Annotated in this window: 20 protein-coding genes; 4 read left to right on the forward strand and 16 right to left on the reverse strand. The window is 43.1% G+C overall.

What is annotated here, in order from left to right:
- Position 1 precedes the first annotated feature (1 nt).
- Positions 2–1,276 (forward strand): NAD(P)/FAD-dependent oxidoreductase, encoded by a 1,275-nt coding sequence (locus CK503_RS03230; RefSeq protein WP_095605352.1) that lies wholly within the window; start codon positions 2–4, stop codon positions 1,274–1,276.
- 115 nt (positions 1,277–1,391) lie between these two features.
- Positions 1,392–2,528, forward strand: coding sequence for a DmpA family aminopeptidase (locus CK503_RS03235; RefSeq protein WP_095605353.1), 1,137 nt, complete (start codon positions 1,392–1,394; stop codon positions 2,526–2,528).
- A gap of 84 nt (positions 2,529–2,612) precedes the next feature.
- Here the strand turns inward: CK503_RS03235 and CK503_RS03240 are convergent, their stop codons facing one another.
- The 8 genes from CK503_RS03240 to CK503_RS03275 all read right to left on the reverse strand — a co-directional run bounded on the left by CK503_RS03240 (position 2,613) and on the right by CK503_RS03275 (position 9,557).
- A complete protein-coding gene (locus CK503_RS03240) occupies positions 2,613–3,077 on the reverse strand; it encodes a HesB/IscA family protein (RefSeq protein WP_176466192.1) in 465 nt (154 codons plus the stop codon).
- Between the two features lie 18 nt (positions 3,078–3,095).
- Positions 3,096–3,779 (reverse strand): AlbA family DNA-binding domain-containing protein, encoded by a 684-nt coding sequence (locus CK503_RS03245; protein WP_095605354.1) that lies wholly within the window; start codon positions 3,777–3,779, stop codon positions 3,096–3,098.
- Between the two features lie 95 nt (positions 3,780–3,874).
- A complete protein-coding gene (locus CK503_RS03250; protein WP_095605355.1) occupies positions 3,875–4,885 on the reverse strand; it encodes an NAD(P)H-dependent glycerol-3-phosphate dehydrogenase in 1,011 nt (336 codons plus the stop codon).
- 5 nt (positions 4,886–4,890) lie between these two features.
- Complete coding sequence (plsY, locus tag CK503_RS03255) at positions 4,891–5,595, reverse strand: glycerol-3-phosphate 1-O-acyltransferase PlsY (protein ID WP_095605356.1); 705 nt, start codon at positions 5,593–5,595, stop codon at positions 4,891–4,893.
- A 91-nt stretch (positions 5,596–5,686) separates the two neighbouring features.
- A complete protein-coding gene (gene lipA / locus CK503_RS03260) occupies positions 5,687–6,565 on the reverse strand; it encodes a lipoyl synthase (protein ID WP_095605357.1) in 879 nt (292 codons plus the stop codon).
- Positions 6,566–6,580: 15 nt separating this feature from the next.
- On the reverse strand, positions 6,581–7,345 hold the full coding sequence (gene lipB, locus CK503_RS03265) for a lipoyl(octanoyl) transferase LipB (protein ID WP_095605358.1): 765 nt from the start codon (positions 7,343–7,345) through the stop codon (positions 6,581–6,583).
- A 130-nt stretch (positions 7,346–7,475) separates the two neighbouring features.
- Positions 7,476–8,882, reverse strand: a complete 1,407-nt coding sequence (lpdA, locus tag CK503_RS03270) for a dihydrolipoyl dehydrogenase (RefSeq protein WP_095605359.1) — start codon at positions 8,880–8,882, stop codon at positions 7,476–7,478.
- Positions 8,883–9,077: 195 nt separating this feature from the next.
- Positions 9,078–9,557 (reverse strand): cupin domain-containing protein, encoded by a 480-nt coding sequence (locus tag CK503_RS03275; protein ID WP_095605360.1) that lies wholly within the window; start codon positions 9,555–9,557, stop codon positions 9,078–9,080.
- A 78-nt stretch (positions 9,558–9,635) separates the two neighbouring features.
- Here CK503_RS03275 and CK503_RS03280 point away from each other — a divergent pair, with 78 nt between their 5' ends.
- Positions 9,636–10,421, forward strand: a complete 786-nt coding sequence (locus tag CK503_RS03280; protein WP_095605361.1) for a M12 family metallo-peptidase — start codon at positions 9,636–9,638, stop codon at positions 10,419–10,421.
- A 78-nt stretch (positions 10,422–10,499) separates the two neighbouring features.
- Positions 10,500–11,273: a membrane metalloprotease gene (locus tag CK503_RS03285; RefSeq protein ID WP_095605362.1), complete on the forward strand. Its 774-nt coding sequence runs from the start codon at positions 10,500–10,502 to the stop codon at positions 11,271–11,273.
- A gap of 77 nt (positions 11,274–11,350) precedes the next feature.
- On the opposite strand, the gene CK503_RS03290 is transcribed toward CK503_RS03285, so the two are convergent.
- The 8 genes from CK503_RS03290 to CK503_RS03325 form a co-directional block, all read right to left on the reverse strand.
- Positions 11,351–12,961, reverse strand: a complete 1,611-nt coding sequence (locus tag CK503_RS03290) for a peptide chain release factor 3 (protein ID WP_095605363.1) — start codon at positions 12,959–12,961, stop codon at positions 11,351–11,353.
- Positions 12,962–13,071: 110 nt separating this feature from the next.
- Positions 13,072–13,938, reverse strand: coding sequence for a DUF72 domain-containing protein (locus CK503_RS03295; RefSeq protein WP_095605364.1), 867 nt, complete (start codon positions 13,936–13,938; stop codon positions 13,072–13,074).
- Positions 13,939–14,013: 75 nt separating this feature from the next.
- Positions 14,014–14,637, reverse strand: a complete 624-nt coding sequence (locus tag CK503_RS03300) for a sterol desaturase family protein (protein WP_095605365.1) — start codon at positions 14,635–14,637, stop codon at positions 14,014–14,016.
- 103 nt (positions 14,638–14,740) lie between these two features.
- Complete coding sequence (locus CK503_RS03305; RefSeq protein ID WP_095605366.1) at positions 14,741–17,194, reverse strand: ABC transporter permease; 2,454 nt, start codon at positions 17,192–17,194, stop codon at positions 14,741–14,743.
- Positions 17,195–17,317: 123 nt separating this feature from the next.
- Positions 17,318–18,337 carry a serine hydrolase domain-containing protein gene (locus tag CK503_RS03310; RefSeq protein WP_095605367.1) on the reverse strand — a complete coding sequence of 340 codons (1,020 nt, stop codon included), beginning with the start codon at positions 18,335–18,337 and terminating at the stop codon, positions 17,318–17,320.
- A gap of 264 nt (positions 18,338–18,601) precedes the next feature.
- Positions 18,602–20,839, reverse strand: a complete 2,238-nt coding sequence (locus CK503_RS03315) for an ABC transporter permease (RefSeq protein WP_095605368.1) — start codon at positions 20,837–20,839, stop codon at positions 18,602–18,604.
- 60 nt (positions 20,840–20,899) lie between these two features.
- A complete protein-coding gene (locus tag CK503_RS03320) occupies positions 20,900–21,589 on the reverse strand; it encodes an ABC transporter ATP-binding protein (RefSeq protein ID WP_095605369.1) in 690 nt (229 codons plus the stop codon).
- A gap of 35 nt (positions 21,590–21,624) precedes the next feature.
- Positions 21,625–22,914: an efflux RND transporter periplasmic adaptor subunit gene (locus CK503_RS03325; RefSeq protein ID WP_095605370.1), complete on the reverse strand. Its 1,290-nt coding sequence runs from the start codon at positions 22,912–22,914 to the stop codon at positions 21,625–21,627.
- Positions 22,915–23,050: the final 136 nt, after the last annotated feature.

Raw genomic sequence — 23,050 nt, forward strand, 5'->3', positions numbered from 1 at the left:
GATGTCAGGTCGCAAACATATTGTAATTATCGGTGGTGGATTTGGCGGTATTTCCGTAGCTAAAAAACTTAAAAAAGCGGATGTCGATATTACTATTATCGACAAAAATAACCACCACCTTTTTCAGCCGTTACTTTACCAGGTTGCTACAGCCGCTCTTTCGCCGGGAGATATTGCCGTCCCTATTCGCGCTATTTTGGGCAAACGCAAGGGATTAAAAGTATTGCTTGGCAAGGTTACCGGCGTTGATAAAAATGAAAAGTTCGTCTCCTTAGAAAGTGGGCAGAAAGTTAGTTTTGACTACTTAGTGCTGGCTCCTGGAGCACAATACAATTACTTTGGCAATGATGACTGGAAGCGATATGCTCCCGGACTTAAATCGGTAGGAGATGCCCTCCAAATTCGTGAGCGTATTTTGCTCTCCCTCGAAAAGGCCGAGCAACTCGAAGATCCTAAATTACGCGAACCCTATCTGACTTTTGTAGTTATTGGCGGCGGACCAACTGGTGTCGAGATGGCCGGTGCTATCGGCGAAATTGCCAAGCGCAACATGATGCGCGACTATAACACCTTCAGCAAAAATGAGACCCGCATTTTTCTGGTCGAGGCGGCACCCAAAATATTAAATGGTTATCCTGATTCTTTATCCGAACGTGCCCGTGAAACACTGGAGGAGATGGGCGTACGTGTCTTAGTAAATACTCCCGTTACTGATATCAACCATCAGCAAGTTTCATTTTCGGAAGGAGCTATCGATACCCCAAATATTATCTGGGCAGCCGGCGTTGCAGCATCACCCTTACTATCATCCCTTGAGACCGAGCAAGATCGCACCGGACGCGTATTTGTTAATGACGATCTTTCTATTCCCGGGCATTCGGATATTTTTGTGATTGGTGATGCTGCACATAAAGAGGATGAAAACGGAAACCCACTTCCGGCCCTGGCTCCTGTTGCTATTCAACAAGGTGAATTTCTCGGGACATCACTCCAGAATGAAATTAACAAAAAAGAACGGGGTACTTTCTATTATGTTGACAAAGGCACCATGGCAACAATCGGACGAGCCAAAGCCGTTGCCGATATCCGTGGATTTAAATTCAGCGGCTTTTTTGCATGGATATTGTGGTCGGTTGTGCACATTTTCTTCTTGATTGGCTTCCGAAATCGCTTTCGCGTTTTTGTAGAGTGGATGTGGCATTACTTTACCTTTAAGCGCGGTGTACGGCTTATCACTGATCGATTCAGTAAAAATGAAGAAAGGGATAACTCTTAGAAAAGACGTTGGCAAATCCTGAGAGTTTAGGAACGAAATCTTTTGTTACTTTGCCATTGCAACTCCCCTTTCGTATCTCCAATTTAGGTACAACCAACAACAAATTATTTATCCTATGAAATTTATAAACCTCCTCTTTTTACTCCTCCTTTTGTCTCCGGTTAATCTTTTGGCTCAAGATCAAAGTATTCGCGATTACGGTATTGAAATTGGAGTCTTACCGCCGGGTGAACAAAATGCAATCACTGATGTAGAAGGAGTTCAGGTGGGGCACCAAACGATCGTTGAGGGTGATAATGTCCGTACCGGGGTGACAGCTATTCTTCCACACGACGGAAACATTTTTCAACATAAAGTACCGGCTGCCGTGCATATTGGTAACGGCTTCGGAAAACTGGCCGGCTCAACCCAAATTGAAGAACTTGGCAACCTGGAAACGCCTGTCATTTTAACCAACACACTAAGCGTACCAACAGCCGCTGATGCCCTGATCGACCATACATTTAGTTTTTCAGAAAACGACAATGTCCGCTCTGTAAATCCAGTTGTTGGAGAAACCAACGACGGCTATTTAAATGACATCCGCGGTCGACATGTGTCCAAAAAAGATGTACTTACTGCTATTGAAAATGCGAAGTCAGGGAACGTTGAGCAGGGCAATGTGGGAGCCGGAACCGGTACCATCGCATTCGGGTTCAAGGGCGGCATTGGCACGTCCTCACGCAAACTTCCTAACGACCTTGAGGGATACTCGATAGGTGTTTTAGTGCAGTCTAATTTTGGAGGGGTACTCCAAATTGCGGGCGTTCCCATTGGAAAAGAGCTTGACAAATACTATCTGAGTGACGAACTGAATGAAACACCCAACGGTTCCTGCATGATTATTGTAGCCACCGATGCCCCATTGGATGCACGAAACTTAGAACGTCTGGCTAAACGTGCTATCCTGGGAATGGGGAAAACAGGCGGTATCGCATCGAACGGAAGTGGTGATTATGTTATTGCTTTTTCTACGGCCGAATCGGTACGGATTCCCTATAACTCAGAGCAAGATCTTAAATCCCAGAACGTTCTTCGTAATAGCGCAATGTCACCGCTTTTTATGGCAGTAAATGAAGCTACTGAAGAGGCCATTATTAACTCTCTTTTCCATGCTGAAACGATCACGGGCAGAGATGGCCATACCGTCAAAGAACTACCGGTAGAGCAAGTGTTAAAAATGATGGAGAAGTCTGGGAGAGATGGGAAATAGATCCTAACCCAAAGCTTTTCCCGACACATTGGGATTCAGGATCGACAAAGAAATTATTGCAAAACACCTGATGGATTTAAATGATCACGTTGCGAAAGAAGAGCCACACCCACAAGTTTCACTTGCATTGGGATTATCAAAAGTAAAACCCCGGGCATCCAGCCCATCGGGATAATCCACAGAAATTCCCTTTAGATACATCATATGCTTGGGATCAACGATAATTTTAATACCCTGACTGATGATCACTTCATCGTCTTCAGATTCATAATCAAAACCAAGCTTATAGCTCAATCCCGAACAGCCACCGCCTTCTACCGCAACGCGTAAGAAGATATCATCATCCAGATCTTCATCCTCCCGAATCCGGTGGACCTGTTCGGCAGCACGTTCAGTAAGCTGCACGGCAGGTCCGCTGAATTCTACCTCGGCAGATGCCTGCATTTCTTCCAATGGAGAACGATTCTGTTCTGCACTCTTATTCTCATCTTCATCATCAACGAGATCAGCAATGACACTATCTAAATTGTCTTCCGGTTCTGCAGGCATTGTAGTGATACTTAAAAATTAACGTTCACTTTTCTGTGAATATGTAAAGTAATCCGTGTTATCCTTCCGAGTCAAATTTAATATTTCAGCTGCTACCAAGTTCACCAAGGTTGCCGAAGCTCTATCCCGGGGAATATCCACGATTTGTGCAAATTTCTTAACGGTTATTTCACCATATTCATTCAAATATCGAAATAATCTTTGTTCATCAGGGCCATATTCAAAAGTTACCCCTTCATCCGAATTTTGTTTCTTTATAATCTCAATAAGTTCTTTACTGGCTACTTTGTTCTGATCGTTCTCGCGCATAAACACAATCTGTTCATTATCTCCTTTCACATACACCGGTTTATCAATCACTTCCGGCACTTTTATAACCAGAAGATCGCGCTCACCAAAGTGCACGATCTCAATTTTGATATCCACTGCCGGGTCACAGAGCTTCTTTGCAGCCTTATCAAGCAGAAACTCTTCTTCCTGATATCCCATCACCCCTACGAGCGATTTGTCATCATCCACACCAATAAGAAGGGTTCCCCCTTTGGTGTTGGCAAAAGCGGCAATTTCTCGTGCAATTTTATAAGCTGACGGGATGGTACGTTTAAATTCCAGATACATTCCTTCACCGGTCTGAGCCAGATTCTTCACATCGAGGTAATCCATCTCAGAAAGTGAGGCTGTACTACGATTTTGAGAATACATAGCCACTCAATCTTTTTTAGTACAAACGAAGGTAACAACAAAATATTAAGTACAAATGAACTTCCCGAACTTATAGCATTCTATCCTTTTGTACTCTAAATCACAATTTCCTCTTTGGGATTCCGGGTCATCAGGTCGTACAGCATATCTTTGGGATCCTCCTGTTCAAAAAGCACGTGGTAAACGGCCCCGGTAATCGGCATTTCAATATTTAGCTTGTTACTCCAATCAAAAACGGAGCGTGTCGTCTTAACACCTTCAGCTACCATATTCATTTTTGAAACAACCTCATCCAGACTCTTTCCCTGGCCGATATTATATCCTACAAAACGATTACGGCTGTGCTCACTGGTACAGGTTACAATCAAGTCGCCCATGCCGGCTAATCCGGAAAACGTATCTTGCGAAGCTCCCAACTGCATTCCCAGGCGTTTCATCTCGTGCAACCCGCGCGTCATGAGTGCTGCCTTCGCATTATCACCAAGCTCAGCCCCATCAACAATACCGGCGGCAATTGCCATAATATTTTTTACCGCTCCACCAATCTCAACGCCGATAATATCATAGTTGAGATATACCCGGAACATGGGAGTCAAGAAAGTTTCCTGAATAATCTGCGTGGTGCGCTTGGAATTAGCACTGGCTACTACCGTGGTAGGCTTAAACTTGCTGACCTCTTCGGCATGACTGGGACCCGATAGCACACCGATATGATCGTCTACAATAGTCCCCTGAAGTACTTCGCTAAGCACTTGGGACATCGTCATAAAGGTATCATTCTCAATACCCTTGGCAACGCTCACCACCATTTCATCTCCATTAAGATGTGGTTTTATATTCGCAGCCACTTCGCGCATAGCGTGGGACGGCGTCGCAAAAACCACCATCTCCGGATCATCAAAGCATTCTTTGGGATCTGTTGAACATTCTATGGAGTCCGGCAGCGTTACATCCGATATATAAGCAGGATTACGATGCCTTTTATTAATACCATAGGCGATCTCTTTTTCTCGCGCCCATAACTGTACTTTATTTCCAGCTCGCGCCAATACAATGGATAACGCTGTTCCAAAACTACCGGCGCCAATAATAGTTATTTTCTTCACAATAGTTAGCTACCCGATTGCGGTTTTTCTTCTTTATTGAGCCATCCAACGGCGGGTTTAAAAGAACTGATCTTGTTTTCGGTTCCATTCAAAAGCCGTTTGATATTTCCTTTGTGCTTAATGATTATTGCCAATCCAATAAACCCGGCAAAAATTAGGATACTGCCATCAATATCCCAGCCATATCCATAGCGTAACGCAACAAGCACCAACGGATAAACAAAGGCTGCAACTAATGATGCTAACGATACAAATCGACTGGTAAGTAACACAACAAGAAATACAGCGGCTGCAATTCCTACCGATACGGGCTCTATACCACACAGCATTCCTGCTGCCGTAGCCATACCTTTTCCACCCTCAAAATTGGCATAAAGTGGAAACATGTGTCCCACAACGGCCGCAATTCCACAAGTGATACTCAGAAAGGGAACCAAACTCCAAAATTCGAACAGGCTTACCGGACCAGACCCGATAAAATAAGCCAACTGGCTAATCCAAAGTGAACTGGCAAATCCCTTAAAAAAATCAATCGTTAATACAGCAACACCTGGCTGCCACCCTAAAAGACGAAAAGTGTTGGTAGCCCCGGCATTACCGCTGCCGTGATCTCGAATGTCAACGCCCTTGACAATTTTTCCAACCCATATTGATGAGGGAATGGATCCCACCAGATAACTCAACAATAAAACAACTCCAAGTGCAATCATATCTTCTGATTAAGTGAGAAATGCCAACCGGCTGAAATATAAAAGATCGCATGATAAACTCGAGGAAATTTCTCGAGTAGCTACAATATTCTTATACGTGCTCCTCAGCGTGGTATGATGATCGAACCAGCGGACCACTTTCAACATGCTCAATACCAAGTTCTTCACCAATCTCTTTATACTCTGCAAATTGATCGGGATGCACCCACTCCTCTACCGGCTGATGCATCTTGGTAGGCTGCATATATTGTCCAATAGTCAATACATCAACATCATGATCGACGCAATCTTTCATCAGTTCAATAACCTGTTCACGCTTTTCGCCAAAACCAACCATAATGCCGGTTTTTGAACGAATGCCCTGATCTTTCACGCGCTGAAGCAATTCGAGCGAACGCTCATATTTTGCCTGCGGACGGATGGTGCGATACAGATCGGGTACCGTTTCAAGATTATGACTCAATACATCGGGCGGCGTATCAATTACAATTTGCAGGGCCTCCCATACGCCTCGGAAATCGGGAATCAGGGATTCAATAGTCACACCGTCAATAGCTTCACGCAACTGGCGGTGACATTCGGCAAAAATAGGTGCCCCGCCGTCTTCACGCTCATCACGATTTACAGAAGTTAATACTACGTGTTTTAGCCCCATCTCTTTTGCCGCTTCGGTAACCCGTCGCGGCTCATCCCAATCCAATCCCTGTACCGGTCGACCTGTTTTAACCGCACAAAACGAACAAGAACGCGTGCAGACATCCCCCAGAATCATAAAAGTAGCCGTACCTCGTCCCCAGCATTCACCCATATTCGGGCAGCGAGCCTCCGAGCAAACGGTGTTAAGCGACTTATCCCGTACAGTCTCCGAAACTTCCTTAAACTTTTCGCCGGATGGCAATTTTACGCGTAACCAGTCCGGACGACGCTGAGAGGTTTCGTTACGATCTACAACGTTGAGTTCTTTAATCATGGAACAAAAATAAAATTATTGGGATGCTGCTTTTCTTTCAGAATTTTTAAGATACGAAAATTGATCGTCCAGTTCAGGCAATGAATCCACTTTTGATATGGTTACATCAAACACCTCCTGAAAATGGGTTAGAAGATGTTCTTTTACTTTTGATTCGTTCACCCTATGCCCCAGCAACTCTTCTAAGCTGGTTACTTCTTTATCCGTAATACCGCAGGGTACAATATGATTGAAATAGCTGAGGTCGGCATTTACGTTGAAGGCAAAACCATGCATGGTAACCCAGCGACTACACCGAATGCCCATGGCACATATTTTCTGATCCCCTACCCATACGCCAGTTAAACCGTCAATACGTCCGGCTTCTATGTCATATTCGGAACAAGTTCGGACTATGACTTCCTCGAGGTAACGCAGATACTTGTGGACATCGGTAAAATGGCGATCGAGATCCAGAATGGGATAACCAACTATTTGTCCGGGCCCGTGATAGGTGATATCACCGCCTCTATCAATCTCTATAAATTCGGCATCGATATTTGACAGTTCTGCCATTCCTTTGAGCAAGTGTCCCTTATCGCCGCTTTTGCCCAACGTATATACGTGAGGATGTTCTACAAACAGGAGCACATCGTTGCTTTCATCACCCGGCTTGTAGAGTTTCTGTTCTTTACGTCGACTCAATTTTTCATCTCCCAAGCGCTGTTGGATGGTTGTCTGCAGATCCCATACCGGGCGGTAGGGAGCGTGACCTAAATCGTAAAAGTTAACCGTATTCATAGCACCGTCGAATTAGGAATTAAAAATTTAGAATTAGGAATAAGAGTGATATACTCTCAATTCCTAATTCTTCATTCCTAATTTTTAATTACAACCCTCCTACCTTCAGAAAGATTCCGCAAAAAAACAGTTAGCTTCCTAAATGCACGCCTTCACCGTAAGCTTCGGCAGCAGCTTCCATCACTGCTTCTGACATCGTTGGGTGTGGATGCACAGCACTGATAATTTCGTGTCCCGTAGTTTCCAGATCACGAGCTACTACAACTTCTGCAATCAACTCAGTAACGTGCGATCCTATCATGTGGCAACCCAGCCATTCGCCGTACTTCTCATCAAAGACAACTTTAACGAATCCTTCTTCGTGGCCGAGCCCTGTGGCCTTACCGCTGGCAGAAAATGGAAATTTGCCGACTTTGACATCGTAGCCTTCCTCTTTGGCCTGCTCTTCCGTATATCCCACCGAAGCAATCTGCGGCTCGCAATAGGTACAACCTGGAATATTATTGTAATTCATTGGCTGTGGATCTTCACCGGCCAAGTTCTCCACACAGTTGATACCTTCGTGCGAAGCCTTGTGCGCCAACCATGGGCCACCGGCCACATCACCTATCGCGTAAATGTTTTCTACTGATGTTTGATAAGTCTCTTTATCAACCTGAATGGCCCCTTTTTCATATTCAACGCCGATATCATCAAGTCCGATTCCTTCTACATTCCCAGCAACACCAACGGCTGAAAGCACCACATCCGCTTCGACAACTTCCTCATCGTCACCGGATTTAATCGTAACTTTCACACCGTCACCGTCTTTCTCAACTTTTTCGACCGTGCTTCCAGTACGGATATCCATACCTTTCTTCTTGTAGATCTTTCCAAGCTCCTTGCCAATGTCTTTGTCTTCCACCGGCACAAGCGAATTCTGAAGCTCGACAATCGTTACATCGGTTCCGATGGTATTATAGAAATAGGCAAACTCAACTCCGATAGCACCGGCGCCAATAATCACCATCTTGTCGGGCTGCTCTTCGAGCTTCATCGCACGCTCCGAATCGATAATCATTTCTCCATCGATCGGCAAGTTCGGTAGTTCGCGCGGACTGGCTCCTGTAGCAATAATAAAGTTGTCGGCATTAATTTCTTCGACAACTTCATCACTGTCATCAAGTACATTCACCTGATCTTTTGAGGCAAAAACACCCTTTCCTTCAAAGACCTCTATCTTGTTAGCCTTCATCAAAAACTGAACGCCCTTGCTCATCTTGTTAGCCACATTTCGGCTGCGGTCAATCATTCCGCCAAAATCGGCAGAAAAGCCATCCACATTTACACCATAATCGCCGGCATGCTCGATACTTTCATACACTTCTGCTGAGCGCAGGAGCGCTTTCGTAGGAATACATCCAATATTCAAACAAACGCCGCCGAGGTGACGTTTTTCAATGATTGCTGTATTAAAACCTAATTGTGAAGCGCGAATCGCAGCCACATATCCACCGGGACCTGATCCAATTACGCAGACATCAAATTCTTTTGCCATGGGACTAATTGATTTATGTTTGAATAAAAATGGTTGAATGATTGATTTGAACCTTACATCGTTACATCAGCAATTTGATAAATCAATCATTCGGCCATTTTCAAAAGCCCTCTAATTTAAGAATTATAGACGAGAGATATAAGGTTTTACTCTGCGATTCTTTGGGATATAAAAACCTACTGTTAAACAAGGCTTTTATATCGGATTACTTAAAATCTTAGCTGCTATCCCGGGATATTCCCGAGCTAAATCTTCAGAGCTAATCATCTCAAAATCTTCAAACTCAAAGCCGGGACTCACCGTACAACCCACCAACGAATAGCTACCGGTGGTATAAGCGCGCTGACAACAATACCCGGGCACCAGCCGCTGGAACTCAACATCATCAGTAAAATCATTACCCAGCTTAAGCTTTTTTAGCTCTCCATCCCGATCAACTACTTCCAGAATCAGCGTATCACTGGCATAAAAATGCCAGAGCTCGTCCCATTGTACACGATGCCAATCAGATAATACGCCCTCCGTGAGTAAAAAATAGATCCCCGTTCCAGCGGACCGTTCCATCCCATCCAACAGTTTCACTTGTTGTTCGCTCTTATAAGTTTCTCGGTAGTACCCTCCTTCCGGGTGAGGACTTAAATCTAACCTATCAATTATTTGCTCAACATCATCCATATTAATTGTTGAAACTTTTTTGTTTCAGATCCATTTAAAAACAAGTGTTCACGAATTGTTAATAATTTAGACTGTTTTATGAAGCGAAGCAGATCATATTTGCCAGCCCTAATTATAGCAATTTTTATCGCATTTATTTTACAATCCTGCCTGGATTCAACAGGGCCTAAAAATGAAGAATCTGAACAATCCTATTCACATGTGCAAAATCCCGGGACTTCTGCCAATGATTTTCTGGCTGACTCTAACTTTACACATCTGGTTGTAGAAGTGGATTACATGCCGGGCTATGAGCCAAATGCGGAAGCCCTTGACAGCCTTGAAACATTTTTCAAACAGCGGCTTCACAAAAATTCCATCACAATAAAAGAGCCCACCGAAATCGAATCACGAAACCAGGATTCATACAGTGCTAACGATGTTAGAGATATCGAATCTGAAGAACGATCTACTTTTTCGGAGGGTGATACGCTGGCAGCCTATTTTATGATTGTTGATGGCGAATACAGTGAGCGTGAGCTGATGGGAATTGCTTATTATAATACTTCAAACGCTTTCTTTGGCCCGGCTTACGACGAGGCCAGCAGTGGTCCCGGCTCAATCTCCCGCTATCGAGTAGAAGCCATCTCATTCCGACACGAGTTTGGACACCTCTTCGGACTTGTCGATATTCCCAATTCGGGCACCGAAATGCAGGAGCCGCACCGAGATCAAGATCAGGGTAATCACTGTGATAACGACCAATGCCTGATGTATTATGCTACACAAACCACCGACTTAATTGGCAATACCGTAGGAGATGAAGAAATTACTTCCCTGGATGAAAATTGCATTGCAGACTTAAGAGGTAACGGGGGCAAGTAGTATTGAGTTCTGAGTAATGAGATTCATAAAAACTAACTCACATTAACTTAAACCGCATTTTATACAAATATCCGCGTTATGAGATTATTTAAACGAGTATCAGTCTTTATTCTTTGTTTTTCGCTGGCCATCTTCATTTATAGCTGTTCAGATTCCAGTACTGATCCAGGTGATCCGTCACAAGAAGAGTTTAACAGCAAAGCAGGAACCGGAGAGTCGGCCGAACACTTCTTACAAAGTGATACCTATAGCAATATCGAAATTGAACTTGACTATATGGAGGGATATAAACCAACAGAAGGAGCAATTGATAGCTTAGAATCCTTCTTAAATAATCGACTCAACAAAAACAGTATTACCATCAATACCAGCAAAATTCCTGCCCGAGGCGATGGCCCCTATTCCACAGAAATGATCACAACTATTGAAGAAGATGAGCGTGATAATTATACCGAAGCCAGTGGTAGTACGCTCCACGCCTATATTGTAGTTGTCGATGGCGAGCTCAGTGATAATCCTAATGTATTGGGAATTGCTTATTGGAATACCTCAATGGCTCTGTTTGGAGAAACAATCGACAACATAAGCAGTTCTGACCCTACAAGTCCCAGCGAACAACAGGTTGAAAATACAGTATTACGCCACGAAGTTGGCCATAACATGGGATTAGTCGGTAACGGTACTCCTACACAATCCGATCATAAAACGGAGGATAGCGCCCATTGTACAAACGATGAATGCTTGATGGCACCGTCGGTACAAACCGGTGATATTTTCCAGAATATAAGTGGAGATGTTCCTTCTCTTGATGAAGCTTGTATTCAAGACCTGAAGGCAAACGGAGGAAAGTAATATAGATTTGAGTATTGAGTCATGAGTAGTGAGTATGTTATAGTTCATATTTCACTACTCAAATACCATGACTATAATCAACCTTGCTTAAACTTGAAGAGGTTCTCGGCACCTACTTTCTCCTCGGCTTGGTTTAATGCATATTTGCTGTCAAACAGTACAATAGGATTTCCTTCCATATCCGTGGTCACGTGGGTAGAATAGCTGCTCTCCAGCTTATCGCTAACCTCCTGATCATCACTCAGCCAGCGCGCCGCGTGATACGAAACAGAATTCATATGCAGCTCGGTATTATATTCCGTTGACATACGATGTTTTACCACATCAAACTGAAGGGCGCCAACCGTTCCCAGCAATAGCTCATTCCCAACGCCATCGGGAACCTCAAAAACATGTACAACCCCCTCTTCGGCCAGCTGCTTGAGTCCCTCACGCAACTGCTTTCTTTTAAAGGGATCTTTGGTTGAAACCTTCATAAAGTGCTCGGGCGTAAAGAGTGGAATAACATCAAATTTAACAGGATCATCGCTGTAAATCGTTGTCCCAATGCGGAACGAACCGGGATTAAATAACGACACTACATCTCCGGGATAAGCTTCTTCCAAAATATTACGCTCGTCACCCATCAGCGTATGTGGTGTCGACATTTTTACCTTGTTGCCCGTATTACTTTCAGTGACTTGAAGTCCGCGCTCAAACTTTCCGGATGTAATACGAAAAAAGGCCGCACAGTCGCGGTGATCGGGATTCATATTGGCTTGCATCTTAAAAACAAAACCAGAGAATCCACGATCGAGGTCACGGTCTTCACCGCTTTCATCCTGATACGGCTGCGGAGGATTCGCCAGCTCTGAGAAGTAATCCAGAAACACATCCAGTCCAAAATTATTAAGTGCTGAACCGAAAAATACAGGCGTGGCCTTACCGTTGGCAAAAGCCTCATCATCCATCATCTCCATCATGTCTTCGGTCAGCATCACTTCTTCGCGAAATTTCTCCTTGTCAAAATCAGAGAGACGCGCTTCTTCAATTCCCTCTTCCAAATCGTACAATTCCGTTTCGGCCTTTTTTGCCCCGTGTTCTTCCTTTTTCTGCAGATGCAGTTTCTTGCCGATCAGATCATAAATACCCTGAAAGTCACGCCCGTAGCCCAACGGCCAGGAAGCGGGAACAGGCTCAATGCCCAACTGATTTTCAATATTGCTAATGACTTCCAGCGGTTCCAATCCGGGTCGATCACACTTATTTACAAAGGTGATAATGGGAATTTCTCGCATCTTACAAACTTCGAACAGCTTCTCGGTCTGCTCCTCAACTCCTTTGGCAACGTCAATTACCATAAGTGCGGTATCGGCAGCAACGAGTGTCCGCAGGGTATCCTCAGAAAAATCTTTGTGGCCCGGTGTATCCAGCAGATTGAATTTAATGCCGTCTTTTTCGAATCGAAGTACCGATGACGTCACCGAAATTCCTCGCTCCTTCTCAATAGCCATCCAGTCGGAAGCCGCATATCGGTTAGCCTTACGCTGACGGATAGAACCCGCTTCGTGAATCGCCCCACCATACAGAAGCAACTTCTCGGTAAGCGTTGTTTTACCCGCATCAGGGTGCGAAATAATTGCAAACGTACGCCGGCGCTTGGCCTCTTCTATAATTTCTTGCTGACGTTTTGTTTTGGTCTTGGACATGAAATAATCTCAGAGTTGGATATTCAAAAAGCCTGTAAAGATAAGGAACTTTCGGGCATATATCACCCTACCAAATAGACTTTCCAAGTTTTGTAAAGTCTTAGTACTATTTAAAACAAATTCATCTGTTTACTTTGCCGGTCTATAGGCCAGGCGGGCATCGGGTCAATTTCAACTAAATCAGACAATAGTTGGTGAAATCGTCGCGCATTTTTGGGCTGACTTACTTTATCGGGCGTATGGATAAACACATAGGGATGCAGGCCCTCTTTAATCCAATCGGCGACCACGATTGCCCACTCTTTTAAATAAGGTTCATTGCCAACGGGGTCGTTAGATCCCACGAAACGCACAAAAGGACGAGCCGCTGTATTATCAAATCGCACTGGTACTTTTGGCTTCTTCTTTTTTGCTTTGAGTACCGAGGTTTCCTCGGATTTCATGGCGTGCAATTTCCGCGTATCAAAAATTACCCGATCAATACTGTAGCTTTTAAGCAGTCGATTCAAGCGATGCTCCTGGCGGCCGTGATTAAAAAAGTCGGGATGCCGAACCTCTACGGCATAATGATAGGAACTGGGCAAAAGGCTAACTGCGTTTTCCAGCCGTAAAAATTCATCCGAAGAAAAATTGGGTGGGAGCTGAATATGAAATGGTCCCAACCGATCTGCAATGGGATCAAAAGTCTCAATAAAGTTTAGAATATCATCCTCAACATCATCCAGACGTTTTTCATGGGTTATTGACCGGTGAAACTTAAAACAGAATTTAAATCCGTCCGGCGTAGCCCTTTTCCATTTTGTCAGAGTCTCTTTCGAAGGGATATTGTAAAAGGTCGTATTCCCCTCTACGGCATTAAAAACTGAGGAATACTGTTTTAGAAAGTCGTCCGGTTTGGCATCATCGGTAAAAAAATTACCGACCCAATCTTTCAGGCTCCAACCGGTACAACCAAGATGATATTTTCGGATTCCCATGCGAAAATTTTAGCTATAACATTAACACCGTCTATCGTCTTCAACGGAACAGCATCAAATACCGTTCTTTTGAATCTACTTTTCCGGCGGCATAGTTCCAAAAATACGATCCCAGAACGTTGTAGAAACCCCAAAGGCCTTATCCGGATATTTGTAATGGTGCAGGGCATGATGCCTATATTTTGTTTTTAACACTTTCGGTACTTTTCGTTTGTGAACAGCAATGTGTACCGAGACGTATATAAGATAACCGGTCATGAATCCCGGCATAAACACATATACCCAATCACCTAAAATCAGTGAAAAGGCCAGATAGAGTAATCCAACGATAATCAGCCCGGGAATGGGCGGCATCATTAGTCGTTCTTTGTCCCGCGGGTATTCGTGATGAATCCCGTGAATCGTATGAGCTATTGCATGGGCAACTTTTGAATTCGGAAAATACTCATCAAGATGATTGATATACCGATGAAAAAGATATTCAAAAAAGGTCCAGAAAATCATGGCCCCAAAGAAAACGGCGACCGCGGTTCCAAACGAAGTCGCCATCCCTTTTATATAGCCGATATATAGCAATCCGAAAACAATACTGATATAGATTGTTGCCGATACAGGAGCCGGTGCTTTGGTCATCAATTCAAGCACATTATTATCAAATAAAGCGCCCTGCCCCTTGTTCTTTATCTCTTTCTGATTCATAGCTCCCTCTCTCCTTTTTATCCATTTAAAACCTCCCGAGGTATATTTTACATTTTTTGAATGATAAACGCTACTGTAATATCTACATGAGAAGATGTAAAAACTACTCTTGTTGAATGCTATCAACTGGATTAATAAGAGCCGCACGCAAGGATTGATAGCTTACGGTCAACAGACCGATACCGATTGTAACAATTCCTACCGTCACAAAGATAGCTGCAAGGTTCCATCCCAACTCTATTCGGTAGGGAAACTCCTGCAACCACTGAACTACTAAATAATAGATAACCGGCCAAGCTATAATATTTGAAATCACAATAAGCTTCAGATAATCCTTCGATAAAAGTGCGACAATATTGGGAACGCTTGCCCCCAGGGTTTTGCGGATTCCAATCTCTTTTGTTCGTCGGGAGGCCGTATAAGAAGCAAGTCCAAAAAGTCCCAGACAGGCCACTAAAATACATAACAGGGTGAAAAAGCCAGAGACGCTGCTCATTTGTGCTTCAGACTTATAAATTTCTTTTAGCTTTTCATCTTGAAAAAAGTATGTGAACGGATCTATATGGTTGACTCCTTTCCAGGTAGCTCTGAGATCTTCGATCCCATTTTGAGTACTTCCCGCTGCCAGTTTCACCGTGGCAAATTCAATATTTCTAACGGTCGGACGTCCTTCCTTTACCAGATTAATGACCAGCGGAGAAATCTCTTTCTTGATGGAGGTGTAATTAAAATCATCAACAACGCCAATCACTTCAAAAGGTTTGCGCTCGTCTTCTGCAGTTGTATAATAGAATCGTGCTCCCAACGCATCGCGCGGTGTTTGGGCATTAATTTGATTCAACATCGATTTATTAATCAGGATAGAATTCTCTGCATCGGCAGGATAATCTCGGGAAAAGCTCCGCCCGGCCAGTAATTCAATACCGTACGTTTCAAGGAAATCGTGCCTTACATGGAGTGTCATATTTGTAGGCGGTGCATCGGGCTGGTTCGCAGGCGAATATTTTGAAAAGATCTGCCTATCAGATCCCAAAATCTTGCTCATTCCGGTAACCCCCGTGATATGCGGACTCTTAAGCGCTTTTTCTTTAAACTGATCAAACTCCCAGGCGATAAGAGTCTGTGTAATCGGCATTACTACAACCTGCTCTTGATCAAAACCCATTTTTTTATCCTGCATGTGTTGCAGCTGCAAATAGACGATAAGAGTACCAATAATCAGAACCACAGAAAGAGTGAATTGAAATACCACCAACCCCTTACGCAACAATTTTTCTCCCGCACCGCTTTGCGTACTCTTAGATCCATGCATAATAGATACCGGTTTAAACCCAGATAAGTATAGCGCTGGATATAATCCCGCGAGCAAAGCGACTATAACAAATAAAATTAGTAACCCGGCAATTACCTTCCCATTCATTATAACTTCAGCTCCCAACGGGATATTCAAAAATTTATTAAACCAAGGTAATGACAGATAGACCAAAAAGAGTGCCATCAAAAATCCTAACCCTGTCATTAACATCGACTCTCCCATAAATTGCCCGAAAAGCTGCCCTCGTTGTGCTCCCAGCACCCTTCGTATTCCAACCTCCCGGGCTCTTTCGGTGGAGCGAGCGGTACTTAAATTCATAAAGTTAATGCCTGCAATAACCAAGATCAGTACCGCCACTACCGAAAACAGATACACATAAAAAATAGACCCATTGGCTTCCATCTCTTGGTCCAGATTGGAGTATAGGTGGATATCAGTGAGCGATTGCAGACTTAACGTAATTGTTTCTCCCTTTTCGCGATCAGCATAATTTTTATCTACAAAACCCGAGAATTGCGACTCCAACTCTTGCGGGGCAACACCGTCTTTAAGCAACACATATGTCCAGCAGGGATTCCAGAACCAGCGCTCCAAAAATTCACGTGACCCATACAACTCCGGTAAGCTGTTAAACGATACCAGCATATCAACCTGGAAGTGTGAAGTTTCAGGCAAAGCTTTCATCACTCCGGTAACTGTAAACTCTTCGACCCCTTTAAAAATCAACTGTTTGCCGATAGGATTCTCATCCCCAAAAAAGCGACGAGCCTGCTCTTCAGTAATTACCGCCGACCTCGGCTCATCAAGCGCTGTTTTTGGATTTCCTCGGACAAGATCAGCAGAAAAAACATCAAAAAAAGTAGAATCTACCACATAGAAATGGTCCACACGGAATGATTCTTCGGTCTGGGCATTCAGAATAGTTCGTACTTCTTCCTGCATATCAAAAAAGCGAACCGTTTTTTCTATCTGACCCGAAAAATCATTTTGTAATGTCGGCCCTACGGGGAAAGGCGTAGTAGCACCGGATTCGTTCTTGGAGGAAGTTTCCGTTGTTTGTGTTACGCGGTATATACGATCAGACTTTTCATGAAACTGATCATAACTGAGCTCATGCAACACATAAGCTGCAATAAGCAGACAACTGGCAATGCCTATTGCTAATCCCAATACATTAATAAATGTAAACCCCTTTCGCTTGCCCAAATTACGAAAAGCAATCTTCAAATAATTTTTAATCATAGCCTTTTAAACTTCTAAAACTCAATTACCTCTCAAGAATATTGCCGATCTTATATCAAGAAGAGCTACAGCACCCCCATTTGTTACAAAATTGGCCCTGTCTTAAAACAATTTAATGAACTATTATTTTGAAGATTGCAGGTAGGGAATAATCTGTTCGCGTAGCAGATTAAAAACCGGCTCTTTATAGCTGCGAGACTGCGTTGCATTATCGAGCGCACCGGTTAACACTATGGTGGCATCAAGTTCAGGGATCATAAAGATATACTGGCCCCCGAATCCCCAGGCAAAATATACCTTGTATCCGCCAACCAGTTTATTCCACCACATGTATCCATAATCGTAGGGATTAAAATTACTGCGGGTATAGGTTTTGAATGAATCGACAATCCAATCCCTGGATATAATTCTTTTCTCATTATAAACGCCATCATTCAACATCATTTGGCCAATTTTAACCATATCCCCAGGAGCTAACGCCATATTATTTCCGCCCATATAATACCCTTGCGGGTCGCGATCCCATCCGCCCACCTTTATATTCATCGGCCCAAAAAGCTGCTTTTCTGCAAACGACTTGGTACTCATTCCTGTAGTCTTACTTACAATTACTGACAACAAATGCGAGGTACCGGTACTGTAGGCCATATCACCGCCGGGCTGTTTTTCCAGCGGCTGATCCAAGGCAAATTCAACCCAGTTATTACTTATTACCCAGCGTCCGTAGTTGTGAAAACTGGTGGTTTCCAAACCGGATCGCATCGTTAGCAAATCTTTAATCGTGATCGTTTCCTTTATAGAATCAGGATTGGCGTTAAAATAATCCTCAAAATAAGGTCGGATGGGTTGCTCTATTGACTCGATATATCCTTCTTCTGCGGCTATGCCTACCAACAGCGAAATAATACTTTTTGAGGCAGATTTGATATTCGTCGTTTCGCCTTCTTCCATCCCGTTAAAATAGAATTCGGCTAACTGCCCACCGTCTTGCTGAATCAACAAGCTGGTAACGGAGTTAATGGAAGAAGCGCTTCGTTGAATTTGCTGAAGGGATACAGAATCGGGGTGAACTTCTGCTTTACCTAAACCGGAAACACCTAACAAAAAGAGAATTGGTAAAAAGGATTTAACTTTACTTATCATGAATCATATTCAAATCTACTTTTAGTCCTTATGTCACTCATACCATCTGCTCTTTGATATGGTTCCCTGTTACTTGTTTTTAATCTTTATCAAAAGTTATTCGCTACGTAGACTTTCTACAGGATTAATTGATGCGGCTCGCATTGCTTGCCAGCTAACTGTTGCCAAAGCAATACCTACGGCAATTAATCCTGAAATCAGAAAAATTCCGTATCCAATATCAATGCGATAAGCGAAATTCTGTAACCATTTATTCGTCACATACTAGGCAACAGGTACGGCAAGTATAAATCCCAAAAGAACAAGTTTTAAAAAATCCTTACTAAGCAAAGCTACGATACTCCCAATTCTTGCACCTAATACTTTTCGAATACCAATCTCCTGGGTACGACGCTCAGCAGCAAATGCCGATAGACCGTATAACCCCAAGCAGGCAATAATAATCGCAATAATTGTAAAAAGAACCACAATGCGTCCCAACCTAAATTCGGTTTTATACATTGCTTTAAATTTTTTGTCCAAGAACTCATAGTCGAATGGTTGGCTGGGCGCATACTCTTTAAGCTCTGACTCAATAATTTCCAATCCATTTGTAATTTTATCCGGCGATAACTGGACTAATAAATTACCAACCGTACTCCAGGACGTTGGTTCAAAAAGCTGAAGAGTTACAGGTTCAATTTCTTCTTTCAGTGATGTAATATGAAAATTCTCAACTACCCCAATTATTTTTCCCTCTTCTCTAAAATTAACGTTTTTACCTATAGCATCGTCAGGCATCCAGCCCAAGGCGGTAGCTGCTTTTTCATTAATCACATATGCCTGATTACGATCAGCAGATAAATCCTTTGAAAAATAGCGACCAGCAACCATATCAATATCTAACATTTTTAAAAATTCATAGTCCACCACGGTTGGAGCAAAAATAATTGGTTCATTTGAATCTGTTTTCACCTGTGATGAGATGGTTTCTGGTTTGTATCCTAACCTTAGATTAAATCCACCAGGCATACTACTCACTATCGAAACTTCTTGAATAGAGGAGTATCCACGCAATCGATCTTTGAGGTTTTCTCTGGTATCCCATGCTGTACTATTGGGCAAACGTACAGATACCACTTGCTCTCCGTCAAAACCCAGATCCTTTTCTTGTGTATATCTTAGCTGCTGATAAACAACTAATGCACTAATGATAAGTATAACTGCCAAAGTAAACTGTATAACCACAAGCGTTTTTCTGAGCCACGAAGCAGAACTTCCTTTCTTAAACTTATTGCGTAATACTGAAGCTGGTGCAAACCGAGACAGATATAATGCCGGATAAAATCCAGCCAAAACACCTATAATTGATGCCACCAGTAAGAGCCAAAGCAAAAAGCTGATATCAGTCTGCCAATGAAGTTCCGTCCCAAATAACTGATTAAAATAAGGAAGAGCCAATATCGAAATTATTCCACCTATAACATATGAGCTTATACTTATCAGGACTGATTCGCCCAAAAACTGACTAATTAATTGGGTTCGAAAAGCTCCCAATGTCTTACGAACTCCCACTTCTTTAACTCGGATAGAAGTACGTGCCGTAGCTAAGTTAACATAGTTTACGCACGCAATACCCAAAATAAAAAGGGCTACAGAACCAAAAAGATACAGATATGCTCTATTACCCGTAAAACCGCTATTGTTGCTAAGTTCTGACAGGTGCAATTCTTCCAATGGTAAACTAAAAAAAGATTGATCAGGTTCTTTGCCTTCCGATACTTCGTAATGAGCTTTCACCAACTCATCAAACTGATCTGAAAGCGAGTTTGCAGCCTCCGTTGATGTTAACAAACCATATGTATGGGGTGAAAACCCTCTCCACGATGAGATATCCCTTGCTGCCGCAGGTCTCGTTTTATATGACAAAAGCACATCATATTGCATAGTTGAATTGGCCGGAGCTTCTTCTACAATACCCGCTACCTGTAAAACCTTAACGGTATCGCTTCGCTGCCAATATATCCGTTGACCAATTAAATCATCAGATCGCCCAAAGATATTTTTTGCTGCTGAGGGCGTAAGTATAATATTATTCGGTGTCTTCAGTGCCTCTTGGGGATGACCCTGTAACAAATCAAAGGAAAAGAGTTCAAAAAAATCTGGCTCTACATATTTTGCATTATCAATTTTTACAAAGTTCTGCTCTGTATCGCTAAGAAGTAAATCACCGGTTATAGAAACCCGAGTCGCTTTTTCTATGGCCGGCATTTCCTCAACCATAGCATCAGCTAACGGATAAGGAGTTGCCCGCATTTTCCCCCACATATCGCCTTCGGTTCCTACGACAACGATACGATCAGACATTTCGTGAAAGGTATCGAAGCTCAGCTCTTCATTTACATACAGCGAGATGAGAATACAGCACGCCATTCCAAGAGCAAATCCGAAAATATTAATAGCCGTATAACTTTTATGGCGCTTAAAATTCCGTAGCGTCGTCTTGATGTAGTTTTTCAACATAATGGATGCTTCAAGTCTCCCAATAGTTTATTGGCGGCAATTTTATACCCTCTCTACAACCTACACGTGAAATCCGTCCTCAACTTCTTCTTGTACTATTTGTCCATCAAAAAGGTTTATTGTGTGCTCGGCATAACCCGCATCGTGTGGAGAGTGAGTCACCATCACGATAGTCGTGCCCTGGTCGTTAAGCTCTGCCAAAAGCTTCATCACTTCATCTCCGTGGTCGGAATCCAGATTTCCTGTTGGCTCATCGGCCAGAATTAATTTAGCGTTCGCTACAACTGCTCGAGAAATAGCTACGCGCTGCTGCTGACCACCGGAGAGCTGCTGCGGAAAGTGATTACGACGGTGTATCATATTCATGCGATCGATAGCAGCTTCCGCCTTTTCCTTACGTTCATCTTCGGGCATCCCCAGATACAGCAGTGGGAGCTCTACATTTTCAAAAACGGTAAGCTCGTCAATCAGGTTAAAACTCTGAAAAACAAAGCCGATATTTCCTTTGCGGAGTCGGGCTCGCTCGCGTTCTGACTTATCAGACACTTCATAATCCAGAAATTGATAGGTGCCTTCTGTGGGATTATCAAGCAGCCCCAAAATATTTAGCAGCGTCGACTTCCCGCATCCCGATGGACCCATAATAGCACAAAACTCTCCTTCACTTATTTCCAGATCTATGCCATTAAGAGCTGTTGTTTCAACTTCATCAGTGGTATATACCTTTTTAAGATTATTTGTCTTGATCATAGTCTAATGTATTAAGGTTTCAATTATTAGCATCATTATTCTAAATTTAGAACCTCATTTTCGCCAAAAGAACCGTAATTAGATGTTATCACACGATCGCCCTCATCCAGCCCAGATAGGACTTCAAAATAATTTGGGTTCTGTCTCCCCAATCGGATGTCATGCCTTACCGCTTTATCGCCATCCTCTGTAATTTTATATACCCAATTACCACCGGTCTTTTGATAAAATCCGCCTCTATCCAATACTAATGTAGATCCCGATTCCCCGAGCATAAGCTGAATGCGGAGTGTCTGTCCGCGAGTAAGATCACCGGGAACCTGTTCGGTAAATTCCATATCTACCTTAAACTGTCCGTTTTCCACAACCGGATATACCTTGGTAATCTCCAGCTGGTGGGTATTACCGTTATAATCAAACGTACCTTTCAGACCCGTTGTAACTCTGGAAAGATGATACTCATCTATTTGTACACGAACTTTGTAGTTATCCAAAATATCGACTTGCCCAATCCGCTCACTGGATGAAATAGATTGCCCGGGATTAAGCTCAATGGTAGATAGCTGTCCCGATATCGGGGCCATCACCACCAGGCGATCTAAAATATTTTGTACCGCTTCCAAACTTGTCCACATCCGCTCCAGCGACTGATCAATCTGGCGAAGTTGTTGGCTTGACTTAATAGAGTCCTGCTTAAAGGATTCATAGATCAAATCATACCGCTTTTGCTGGTAGTCGTAGTTTTCTTGCGTCTCCAGAAACTGCTGCTCGGCAATAAGATTTTGCTCGTACAACTTCTTCTCGCGTTCGAAATTCGATTTCGTTATTTCCAGCTGATTTTCTGCCTGTGCTAATCGCTCTTTCAGACTCAGTGTATTCTGCTCAATATTGAGACGAGAATTTCGCGTTTGGTTGATCTGGTCATATATAGCAGAGGTTTGTTGCAACACATTGAGACGTAAATCAGAATTGGAAAGGACCACAATCGTGTCTCCCTGCTCTACCATCGCTCCAAACTCTTCATAAATGTCATCAACCACTCCACCTTCTACTGCGTCCAAGTACATCGTCTGGATAGGCTGTACTGTACCCGTAACCTGGATAAACTCTTGAAAAGGTTCTTGCTGAACGGCACTGATATTTATTGTAGCTCGATCCACATTTAAGGACGACCGTGCATCCATAAAACCAAAACTGTATACAAAAGCCGACAGAATAACCACCCCCGTGATGATCATCCCCAGCTGTTTCTTGCCCCAGCTGCTTTTCTCAATCTTTTTATCCATTCCCTCACTGGAAATACGTGAATCATTCTCCGTGGCCATTACTCAGCCCTAAATTATTTTCAATTCCTATCTTTTTTTGTTGACTCGGAACTGCAAGAACATACCTTTCCCACATACCATTAAGTTATACAGGAGTTCCAATGAACCTACTTGTTACAAAAAAACACATTTTAGA

Source organism: Fodinibius salipaludis (genome assembly GCF_002287075.1).
GTDB classification, from domain to species: Bacteria; Bacteroidota; Rhodothermia; order Balneolales; family Balneolaceae; genus Fodinibius; species Fodinibius salipaludis.

Coding starts and splice junctions, on each gene's coding strand:
- CK503_RS03230 (WP_095605352.1), top strand. CDS start 2: ATGTCAGGTCGCAAACATATTGTAATTATCGGTGGTGGATTTGGCGGT.
- CK503_RS03235 (WP_095605353.1), top strand. CDS start 1,392: ATGAAATTTATAAACCTCCTCTTTTTACTCCTCCTTTTGTCTCCGGTT.
- CK503_RS03240 (WP_176466192.1), bottom strand. CDS start 3,077: ATGCCTGCAGAACCGGAAGACAATTTAGATAGTGTCATTGCTGATCTC.
- CK503_RS03245 (WP_095605354.1), bottom strand. CDS start 3,779: ATGTATTCTCAAAATCGTAGTACAGCCTCACTTTCTGAGATGGATTAC.
- plsY (WP_095605356.1), bottom strand. CDS start 5,595: ATGATTGCACTTGGAGTTGTTTTATTGTTGAGTTATCTGGTGGGATCC.
- lipA (WP_095605357.1), bottom strand. CDS start 6,565: ATGATTAAAGAACTCAACGTTGTAGATCGTAACGAAACCTCTCAGCGT.
- lipB (WP_095605358.1), bottom strand. CDS start 7,345: ATGAATACGGTTAACTTTTACGATTTAGGTCACGCTCCCTACCGCCCG.
- lpdA (WP_095605359.1), bottom strand. CDS start 8,882: ATGGCAAAAGAATTTGATGTCTGCGTAATTGGATCAGGTCCCGGTGGA.
- CK503_RS03275 (WP_095605360.1), bottom strand. CDS start 9,557: ATGGATGATGTTGAGCAAATAATTGATAGGTTAGATTTAAGTCCTCAC.
- CK503_RS03280 (WP_095605361.1), top strand. CDS start 9,636: ATGAAGCGAAGCAGATCATATTTGCCAGCCCTAATTATAGCAATTTTT.
- CK503_RS03285 (WP_095605362.1), top strand. CDS start 10,500: ATGAGATTATTTAAACGAGTATCAGTCTTTATTCTTTGTTTTTCGCTG.
- CK503_RS03290 (WP_095605363.1), bottom strand. CDS start 12,961: ATGTCCAAGACCAAAACAAAACGTCAGCAAGAAATTATAGAAGAGGCC.
- CK503_RS03295 (WP_095605364.1), bottom strand. CDS start 13,938: ATGGGAATCCGAAAATATCATCTTGGTTGTACCGGTTGGAGCCTGAAA.
- CK503_RS03300 (WP_095605365.1), bottom strand. CDS start 14,637: ATGAATCAGAAAGAGATAAAGAACAAGGGGCAGGGCGCTTTATTTGAT.
- CK503_RS03305 (WP_095605366.1), bottom strand. CDS start 17,194: ATGATTAAAAATTATTTGAAGATTGCTTTTCGTAATTTGGGCAAGCGA.
- CK503_RS03310 (WP_095605367.1), bottom strand. CDS start 18,337: ATGATAAGTAAAGTTAAATCCTTTTTACCAATTCTCTTTTTGTTAGGT.
- CK503_RS03315 (WP_095605368.1), bottom strand. CDS start 20,839: ATGTTGAAAAACTACATCAAGACGACGCTACGGAATTTTAAGCGCCAT.
- CK503_RS03320 (WP_095605369.1), bottom strand. CDS start 21,589: ATGATCAAGACAAATAATCTTAAAAAGGTATATACCACTGATGAAGTT.
- CK503_RS03325 (WP_095605370.1), bottom strand. CDS start 22,914: ATGGCCACGGAGAATGATTCACGTATTTCCAGTGAGGGAATGGATAAA.